Annotated in this window: 7 protein-coding genes and 2 pseudogenes; 4 read left to right on the top strand and 5 right to left on the bottom strand. The window is 50.6% G+C overall.

The annotated features are described in order from the left end of the window. Both DRI82_RS23225 and DRI82_RS23220 read left to right on the top strand, forming a co-directional pair. A partial coding sequence (locus DRI82_RS23225) for a transposase (protein WP_157968135.1) occupies positions 1–317 on the top strand: 317 nt, incomplete at its 5' end. 493 nt (positions 318–810) lie between these two features. After that, positions 811–2,236 (top strand): annotated as a pseudogene (locus DRI82_RS23220) (IS1182 family transposase). 462 nt (positions 2,237–2,698) lie between these two features. Here the strand turns inward: DRI82_RS23220 and DRI82_RS23215 are convergent. Next, positions 2,699–3,061, bottom strand: coding sequence for a winged helix-turn-helix transcriptional regulator (locus DRI82_RS23215; protein WP_114196255.1), 363 nt, complete (start codon positions 3,059–3,061; stop codon positions 2,699–2,701). Positions 3,062–3,167: 106 nt separating this feature from the next. Between DRI82_RS23215 and DRI82_RS23210 the strand changes: the two genes are divergently transcribed. Beyond that, positions 3,168–4,181 carry a zinc-binding alcohol dehydrogenase family protein gene (locus tag DRI82_RS23210; protein ID WP_114196254.1) on the top strand — a complete coding sequence of 338 codons (1,014 nt, stop codon included), beginning with the start codon at positions 3,168–3,170 and terminating at the stop codon, positions 4,179–4,181. A 132-nt stretch (positions 4,182–4,313) separates the two neighbouring features. On the opposite strand, the pseudogene DRI82_RS23205 reads toward DRI82_RS23210, so the two are convergent. Beyond that, positions 4,314–4,835 (bottom strand): annotated as a pseudogene (locus DRI82_RS23205) (DinB/UmuC family translesion DNA polymerase); the annotation flags it as partial. A 328-nt stretch (positions 4,836–5,163) separates the two neighbouring features. Then, positions 5,164–6,174: a zinc-dependent alcohol dehydrogenase family protein gene (locus DRI82_RS23200; protein ID WP_114196257.1), complete on the bottom strand. Its 1,011-nt coding sequence runs from the start codon at positions 6,172–6,174 to the stop codon at positions 5,164–5,166. Positions 6,175–6,347: 173 nt separating this feature from the next. On the opposite strand from DRI82_RS23200, the gene DRI82_RS23195 reads away from it, so the two are divergent. Beyond that, entirely contained in the window at positions 6,348–7,244 is an 897-nt protein-coding gene (locus DRI82_RS23195; protein WP_114196256.1) for a LysR family transcriptional regulator, read from the top strand. A gap of 532 nt (positions 7,245–7,776) precedes the next feature. Here the strand turns inward: DRI82_RS23195 and DRI82_RS23185 are convergent. Further along, complete coding sequence (locus DRI82_RS23185; RefSeq protein WP_245956918.1) at positions 7,777–8,340, bottom strand: MFS transporter; 564 nt, start codon at positions 8,338–8,340, stop codon at positions 7,777–7,779. Between the two features lie 205 nt (positions 8,341–8,545). Continuing rightward, on the bottom strand, positions 8,546–8,959 hold a 414-nt coding region (locus tag DRI82_RS23180; RefSeq protein WP_114196252.1), incomplete at its 5' end, for a TetR/AcrR family transcriptional regulator.

Here is an 8,959-nt window from a genome sequence, read left to right as displayed (position 1 = left end):
GCAGCCAGCGCTCCAGGTGTACTACATCAAAACGCGATCCAAGACGTATACGGCGCTGGATTCATGAAGCTGAAATGGAAGACATGCAGGCCAGGCTTGATGCATTGCCACAAACAGCTGTCTTGCGAAAGCAAACGGTAGAGCATCCGTTTGGGACAATTAAAATGTGGATGGGTGCGACGCACTTTCTGATGCGACGATTTAAAAATGTCAGCACAGAAATTAGTCTGCATGTACTGGCCTATAACCTGAAAAGGATGCTGTCAATCTGGGGTACTGAAGGATTGATTATTAAGTTGCGAGAACAATACGGCTAGCGGTTACAGCCGCTTTAGCCTTCAATGACAACAAATATCAAGTTATGCCCGGTATTAAAAGCCCTTGAACCGTCCGAATAAGAATTACAGGGTACTCGGTCAACTTCAACGACATTCTTACAACACAGATCAGATATATTGCTGAACGACTTGAAACTATGAGTTTCCACACAGCCTGCGCTCTTAGCTGCCTACCAGATTGATCAACGATAAATCCAACTAGTATCGCGGATGATTGGCAGCGGATTACAGGTGACGTCCTACGCTTTAATGCGGTAAAACTCAGGCTCTAGGGCTTTATTGCCAAGATGGCTAGCCAGTACTGCAGGCGCATTCCGGAATTGAGCCGGGGGAGTGTGAGCTGCTGAAGCACCGCTGAATAGCAAAAAGCCCGCTTAGTTACCTAAGCGGGCTTCAGACTGATGACAAAGTCCTGGCCTCACGGCCAGGACTTTGATCTAATAAAGTCAGTGCAATTAACGGACTGACTGCCATGCTCAAAGAACCTTCACCCCATCAATACCAGTTTGAAACCATCACCCTCGATGAACTGGTTCCTGAAGACCATCTGGTGCGCAAAGTTGATGCCGCCATCGACTTTGAATTTATCCGCGAGGCCGTCGCTCATCTCTACTGCCCGGATAACGGCAGACCCGCCATCGACCCGGTTCGTTTGATTAAAATGATGCTCCTGGGCTATCTCTTCGGCGTCCCCTCCTAGCGCCGTCTGGTCAGGGAAATCCAGGTCAATGTGGCTTATCGTTGGTTCCTGCGTATGGGGTTGACCGAAAAAGTCCCCGATGCTTCTACTCTCAGCCAGAATCGCCTCCGTCGCTTCAATCACAGTGATGTCTTTCAGCAGATTTTTGACCACATTGTGGGGCAGGCGCTGGAGCGGGGTATGGCGAACGGGCGCGTTCTCTACACCGACAGCACCCACTTGAAGGCCGATGCCAATCCGCGAAAGGCGGTGAATGAACTGCGTCCTGAGGGCGTCAGCGAATACCTGGCACAACTGAATGCCGCCGTGGAGGCCGACAGGAAGAAGCACGAAAAAAAGCCGCTGCCCGGCATAAAAAAGACGCCCGAAAGCGCAGTCGCCGTTAAGAATACCAAAGTCAGTACCACCGACCCGCAAAGCGGCTTCATGCACCGGGATAACAAACCGAAGGGCTTCTTTTATCTGGACCACCGCACGGTGGACGGGAAACACGGCATTATCATGGATACGCATGTCACACCGGGTAATGTGCATGACAGCCAACCCTTTATCGGGAGACTGGAGCGGCAGATACGACGCTTCGGCCTGGAGCCGGTGGCAGTGGGCGTCAATGCGGGTTACTTCACCTCGGCGGTATGTCATCTCACCCAGGAGAGGGGTATCGCTCTGGTTCCGGGTTATCGCAGACCGCAACGGTTACCGGCATTACCGCTCAGTCTGCGCAGTCTGTCAGCAATGCGGGCAGCGACAGAAGTGCACCCAGAACGGAAAGGCACAGAGGACGATAACTCGGCATGTGTGGGAGGCCTCGAAAGAGGGTGCGAATGCGTTGCGGCTGACGAAGTGGGGCAAAAAGATATATGCGCGTCGCAAGGAAACGGTGGAGAGAAGCTTCGCGGATGCAAAACAGCATCATGGACATCGATACGCGCGGTTCCGTGGTCTGTCGAAAGTGCAGATGCAGTGCCTGCTGGCAGCGACAGCGCAGAATATGAAGAAGCATGGCGCTGCTGGCGCTTTTTTATTGTCTTTATGCGTGGCTGAAAGCGTCCCTGGAAGCGCAGCAAACCCATATAGGCGAGAAGAAAGGTCAAATGAGGGGGTTATGGAAAAATATCGCGATCGCGACCTACGGTCGTTAAAAGAAATAAACCCCACAAAAAAAGTGGGTTTCGTCAGCAGTCTGAGCCGCATTTAGCGGCTGTTTTCAAGGTCTTAGAGACATTAGTGGATATCTTTGGATTACAATGTGGTGCCCAGGAGAGGCATTGAACTATTGATTTAATTGACTGATTTAATAGGTAAAAATAGAAGATAAATATATTTATGTACTAATAAATGTACTGCTTTTTCCAGTGTAATAATCTGTCTTTATCGATAGATGCTAGTGACTTACACTGAAGTACACAAAAGAATGGAAAAATAAAAAAATATTGATATAGATCAGATGTAAGCGGCTCATTGTCACCATATCGACAGTCACAGAGCGGTGAGTGCGGTGTGGCGCGCCGTTCGCAAGCTCCCTCCGCTGTTGGCTTCAGCGTTCCCCTTCGGTTAACTCCACATCTGTTGTCGGCCTTCAGGCCTCTGCTCAAGGCTTCATGCCCGCCCGGCGTCATCTGGCTACGCCGGGTCGTGATCCGCAGTAAAACTTGACTTATCAGTCAGTGGGGTTTGGCAAGATTTCCATTTTTTGACGTGCTATTCGAACTTCGCCCCAATTAGCCAGAATATCTATCACTGGACGTAAGGTGAATCCTTCTTCAGTCAGGCGGTACTCAACACGTGGAGGTACTTCTGCATAAACAGTTCGTGAGACAAGTCCAGATTCTTCAAGATCGCGCAGTTGCTTGGTAAGCAAACGCTGGCTAATACCAGGAAGACGACGATGTAGTTCGTTGAAACGCAAATAATCGTTTTCCAGTAAATGGTGCAGTACAACACCTTTCCAACGACCGCCAATTAAATCGAGGGCTACTTCTACCGGGCAACCAGGGATGTCACGATAATGTCGATTTTTCACATCAATAGTTCCCTTTTGGTAACTTAGTACGTTCTTTTTCCGTACTTGTATGTTTACGTTGTTATCCCGATTATATAGATCATCCAATAATTATAGAAAACATTCTATGCAATCGATTATCTACCGCCATTCCTTACCCCTTACCCACGCTGATGCTTTTCGTATAGTCGAAACCGCTACGCCAATCCCGGGACCTCGCGATCTGCTCGTTTCAATTCAGGCCGTTTCCGTCAATCCCGTGGATACGAAAATCCGCTCTGGAGGTGTTCCTGTACCGGACGCTGTTACGACACTAGGTTGGGATGCAGCAGGCATTGTTAAAGCAGTAGGAGACAACGTGACCCTGTTTAAACCGGGGGATCACGTTTTTTATGCTGGCTCTTTCATGCGACAAGGTGCTAACTCCGAACTTCACTTAGTGGACGAAAGGCTGGTAGGGGCGAAACCCAAGTCATTATCATTTGCGCAATCTGCTGCACTGCCGCTAACAGCGCTGACATCATGGGAATTATTATTCGACCGTTTCGGCATTGTTCCCGGGAAAACAGCAAGTAAGGAAGTATTGCTGATTGTGGGGGGAGCCGGTGGCGTTGGCTCTATGCTGATTCAGATTGCGCGACGGTTGACTAACATGACGGTGATAGCGACAGCATCACGTGCGGAAAGCCGGGAGTGGTGTTTGAGACTTGGAGCACATCATGTAGTCAATCATTCACAACCACTCGCAAAGGAAGTAGCCGCACTAAATATCAGTCCGATAACGCACATAGCAGCACTGGCCCACACCAATAGGCATTTTTCCGCTTTAGCTGAAATCATTGCGCCACAAGGAAAAATTGCGATCATTGATGACCACGATTTTCTTGATGCCGTCCCTCTTAAGGGCAAAAGCGTATCACTCCACTGGGAAATGGTTTTCACACGACCGCTTTACCAGACAGAGGACATGATTGCACACCATCAAATTCTTACTGAAATCGCTTTTCTTGTTGATGCGGGTGTATTGCAGTCAACGTTGACCAAAGAGCTACACCCCTTGGATGTAGAAAACTTAAAACTTGCCCATACTCTTGTCGAACAAGGAAACATGCTTGGGAAGGTGGTTATTAGTAGAACTTAAAACTTGCTTTGGTCTGTCTGCGATTATCCTGCGACAGCGTACATTATGTGATTCTCTTCACTCTTCTCTGTGACTTAGACCATGCCCGAAGCCTGCAACCAGGCTCAGTGGGAACGAGGCTGTAAAATGCGATTATCGAATCTTCGCGCAGGGAAGGGCTTTCCAATCGGTTGTATATTCCGGTGAGAGCATGTCTCTTCGCATTTTAAAGCCGGTGTTGATCCCCCTGACCGGCAAAAAAATCTGGTTTTTACCCTCGCGGTTTATGTGATCGAGCAATCCCATCAGCGCCTCACTGTCTCTCCTGGGCGGCGCTTCATCAAACAGGTTCAACTGGGCCTCCCGACCAGAAAAATCAATCAGCATCACGCCAGCCTTTGCGTACCTGATTTCGTCTTTCCAGATCCGCGCCAGGGCACGCTGGGCGGCTGTAATGATTTCTCTAGTGTCCTGAGTAGGAGTTAACCGCTTCTCAGTGGCTTGATTGCAATATTGGATATCATTGACTGCGTAAGGACTTGTACGAACAAATACGCTGAGGACGCGACAATGCTGCCGCTCTTGACGTAATTTTTCCGCTGCCCGAGCTGCGTAACCTGTTACAGCTTGCTTCATTTCATCAAGCGAAGTAATGCGTTGGCCAAACGACCGAGTGCGTTTAAAAGAAAGTCATACTGAGGAGGTTTATTTTGTTCCTCATACCAGTGTAATGGGCATGAAAAACTGCCCTCAATAGTCGGGGCATAGTGACCGTCAAGAGCGACGGTAAATGACTATTATTACTCTGGATAAATTAAAGAAGCCCGCTTAGGCAACTAAGCGGGCTTCTTGTATTGGTGTACCATGTTTATGATTCAAGGCGTTGCTATCTCGGGTACCGCCATGACGGGAAAGAAAGGTACTGACCTTTCGGTAGCTACCCTATCATCTCTTTAGCATTGGCCAGAAAATTGACGACTCACGCTCCGAACTGGCGTGGCCGTTAATGGCTGATAACAATTTTCCCCGTGTGCAAGCGTGAATCAAAGCGCTGCCAAGCCTGTTTGGCTTCGGCAAACGGAAAAACGCTATCAATGACCGGCATGATTTTATGCTGTACCAACGCCCGGTTCATTTGTTCAAAATCTTCACGTGAGCCCACGCTAATCACCCGAAAACGTGCAGCACTTTTAAACAGGCTGAAGAAATTTATTGCCTCGGCATCCTGAGCGACAAATCCGATTAGCGCCAGTTCACCGCCGATACCGATAGAGTGAATGGACTGATTCAGCGTGCCCGGCCCGCCGACTTCGATCACTCGATTAACCCCTTGCCCGCAGGTTAAGCGCAGAACTTCCTGACTCCATTCAGGGTGCTGAACATAACTGATGACCTCATCAGCACCCAGCGCCTTTAACTGTGCGGCTTTCGCTTCGCTAGAAGTGGTGGCGATAACTCGGGCACCCATTATTTTTGCCAACTGGATAGCAAACAGTGAAACGCCACCGGATCCCAAGGTTAATACTGTCTCACCCGCTTTAACCGGCCTGTCGCCGTTAAGTGCCGCCCAGGCGGTGACTGCGGCACAGGGAAGGGTTGCACCCTGTTCGAAGCTGAGATAATCGGGTAACGATAACAGCGATTCCTCACTGACCACTTTATATTCCGTCAGCCAGCCGTCGCGGTTGCTGCCGTAAAGTTCATCGCGGGCTGAAGCCTGAAAAGCGCCGCCGAACCAGCGTGGCATAAAGGTATTCACCACACGATCGCCAACCTTGAAACGTTCGACCCGCTGGCCAATTTGAATCACTTCACCTGCGGCATCGGATAACGGGATATGCCCTGGGCTGGACGGTAATGTGTATTGGCCGTTCATAATGGCCAGATCGCGATAATTAAGCGACGTGGCACGTACCCGGACCAGCACTTCACGCGCCTGAGGTACCGGCATGTCTTCCTGATGAAGCGCCAGGTTTTCAAGATTGCCAAACTGTTTGAAACGATAACTTTGCATCTTGGTATTTCCTATTGCCAGTGATTCGCGATCTTCACGCTCGCCATAAAATGCGCTCATTTCCACTCTCTCTTTGGAAAATTACTTTCATAACAATGATGGAAAAATTCTAGACAAGAATGATTAATGAAAATAGATTGATAAATTCAATCTTAAATTCCGAATATGAAATCATGTTGGATGAATTAGCGTTATTTGTGAGCATTGTCGAAACGGGAAGTTTGCGGGCTGCGGCGGAAAAAGCCTCGATGCCAGCACCTACTCTGACACGCCGATTGCAGAAGCTGGAACAGCATCTGGGTTGCCGCCTGCTACACCGCAGCGCCCGCAGGATGACCCCGACCCGTGAAGGCTGGCAATACTACGAACAGTGTCGCCCACTGGTGCATTCTCTACTGCAAGCAACGGCGAAGCTGGACATAACACTGCATCAGGTCAGCGGCGTGATCCGGGTACTGGCTCCGGCAGATTTAGCCAATGACAATCTGGCTCCGGCCTGGATGTCGTTTTTAACCCGCTATCCGGAAGTCCGGCTTGAGCTGGAACTGAACAATTACACGCAGGATTTGATCGGCAGCGGCGCTGATGTGGCGATCCGCGTGGGCGCTCAGCCTGATTCATTACTCAATATGCGTAAGCTGGGGCAGAGCAAGGAAGTGTTGCTGGTGGCCTCTCCGGATTATCTGGCGAAGCACGGTATACCTGAGTCTATAGATGAACTGAAGCGACGCGATTTGTTGGTCAGCGCGCCGTTATCTACCTGGGCGATGTCAAACAGTCAGAATGGAGAAACCGTATGCTGGCAACCACAGGGGAAATTTTGTGTTAACGGCGTTTATCTGGCACTGCAGGCAGCAATGGCAGGATTAGGGATCCTGTTTTGCCCAATGAGTCTGTGTCATAACCAATTGCAACGGGGTGAACTAATGCAGATCTTACCGGAATGGCAGGGTGCCTACCGGGAAATTTATGCGGTCTGGGCACAGCAGCGGTATGTTCCAGCCAGAGTCCGGGCTTTGATTGAACATCTGGCGGATTTTTGTCAACAGAATCCCCAGTTGGCCATGTGAGTTTTTACTTTTTTATTCAATGAGTTAATGTAAGCTAATTTCTCACACAGTATTATCCGTCACGAGCTTTTCTTTATCCGCTGTTTTTTGAGGGGAGTGGTAAGGGGCAACATAAGCAGACTGATTCGCATCGAGATAATCTGCCCACCACTGCATCATTCTTTCCTGACGTCAAGATGTTCGGGCAGATGGTTAGCTGCACATAATTCATCGCAGAGGTTGGGTCGGTTGAGGATTTTTGAAACAGCGTGGACTACCCATCCATTTCCAAGTGACACCAAATACCAAGGGGCAGAATCAGGCTTTGCATGCATGAGGCTATTCATATTGGCAGTCAAGTCGCATCCTCTACACTGTATCTCATAAAGCAGGGGCTTTCGGTTAAGTTTGTTCAGGAAAAAACAGGTATTTCCCGGGCCACTTATTTCAGGTTAAAACGGACAACATCAGCCGAAAAACATCCAGAGAAAGAATAAAAATACAGCCTGTTGTTGTGCATCTTTCTATACCTCCACCGCTCAGGGAGCCTGCATCATAACCGGGTCCCGGGCGCGCAGTGTATCCTGTCGGCTCGGCAGCGGGACAGGCTGCATAGCCAGGCTATCAGCGCACAGACTGTCAGAACCAACCCCAGTTGCTGCACCATGCCGGCGAGCCCCAGCATCATCCCCAGCAACAGATAGTAGCTTAATCCGAACAGCGCACCGGCGGCTCCAGCCTGCTCACGATAGTGACGCAGTGCCTGGCTCAGCACATTGGGTATCGCGATGCCATAGGCAATCACCACCCCGGGCACCGGTACCAGGATCCACGCAGAGTGCTGTAACCACCATGCAGCGAGACCGGACAGCAGCGCCAGGCCGTAGGCATGGCGTACCAGCTGTTCCGGTGACAGACCGGTCGTCAACAGCCTCCGGTTCAAGAGGCTGTCCGACAGTGAAGCAAGCGCCAGTAAGAAACCCGTCCATCCGAATGCCCTGGAGCTCCACCCCAGTTGCCCGAAAAGAAACGGGCCCAGGCTGTAATAGCTGAACAGCATGGTATTCAGTAGGGCAACCAGCATTGCGTTTTGCCAGAGCGCGCCGTCCCGCGCCATTCGGGAGGCCAGACCAGCAACCCGGGGGTATGAGCGTATTGTCCGGTCGAGTTTCCGGCAGTAGGGTCGCTGTCAGACCAGCAGCAGTATCGCCAGCAATACCGGTACCATAAATACGCCGGTATGGCCGTACAGACGACATCAGTTAGCCCGTTTCTTTCTGCTGGGTGAAATTGATATGGATTTCATTAACCATCGATTCGTTTCATGGGGCCGACGCCAGGCGTCGGGCGGCCTCTACGACCGAGGCTCGTCGTCTGGCATGTTCTTCTGTGCTATCGGGCCCCGTTAACATACGCGCTACCTGTGGAACGGCAGACCACCAGCCAGCCAGGGCTAACACCAAAAAAGCCAGATGATCTGCCTCAAGGGCCTGGGTAACCACTCCCTGGCGCTGCCCATCTGCCACAGCCTCAATCTTGTATCCATAATATTCGCGTCGCTGTTCTTCGTCCGGCACCTCGTCATTGAATGTCAAACCTTCCCAGCGCATGAGTCGACTCAGTTCAGGATTTTCAAGATGGTAGTCGTAGGCGCGACCAGCGTAATCGCCAATGTCTTCGGTCGCAAAGGATGTGACGGGTAACGCCTGCGCCACCTTGGCCAATTCGTTGCGCAA

The sequence above is a fragment of the Edaphovirga cremea genome (assembly GCF_003332275.1).
GTDB lineage: Bacteria > Pseudomonadota > Gammaproteobacteria > Enterobacterales > Enterobacteriaceae > Edaphovirga > Edaphovirga cremea.
Note: the sequence above shows the minus strand (reverse complement) of the source record. Positions and strands in the feature narration are given on the sequence as shown.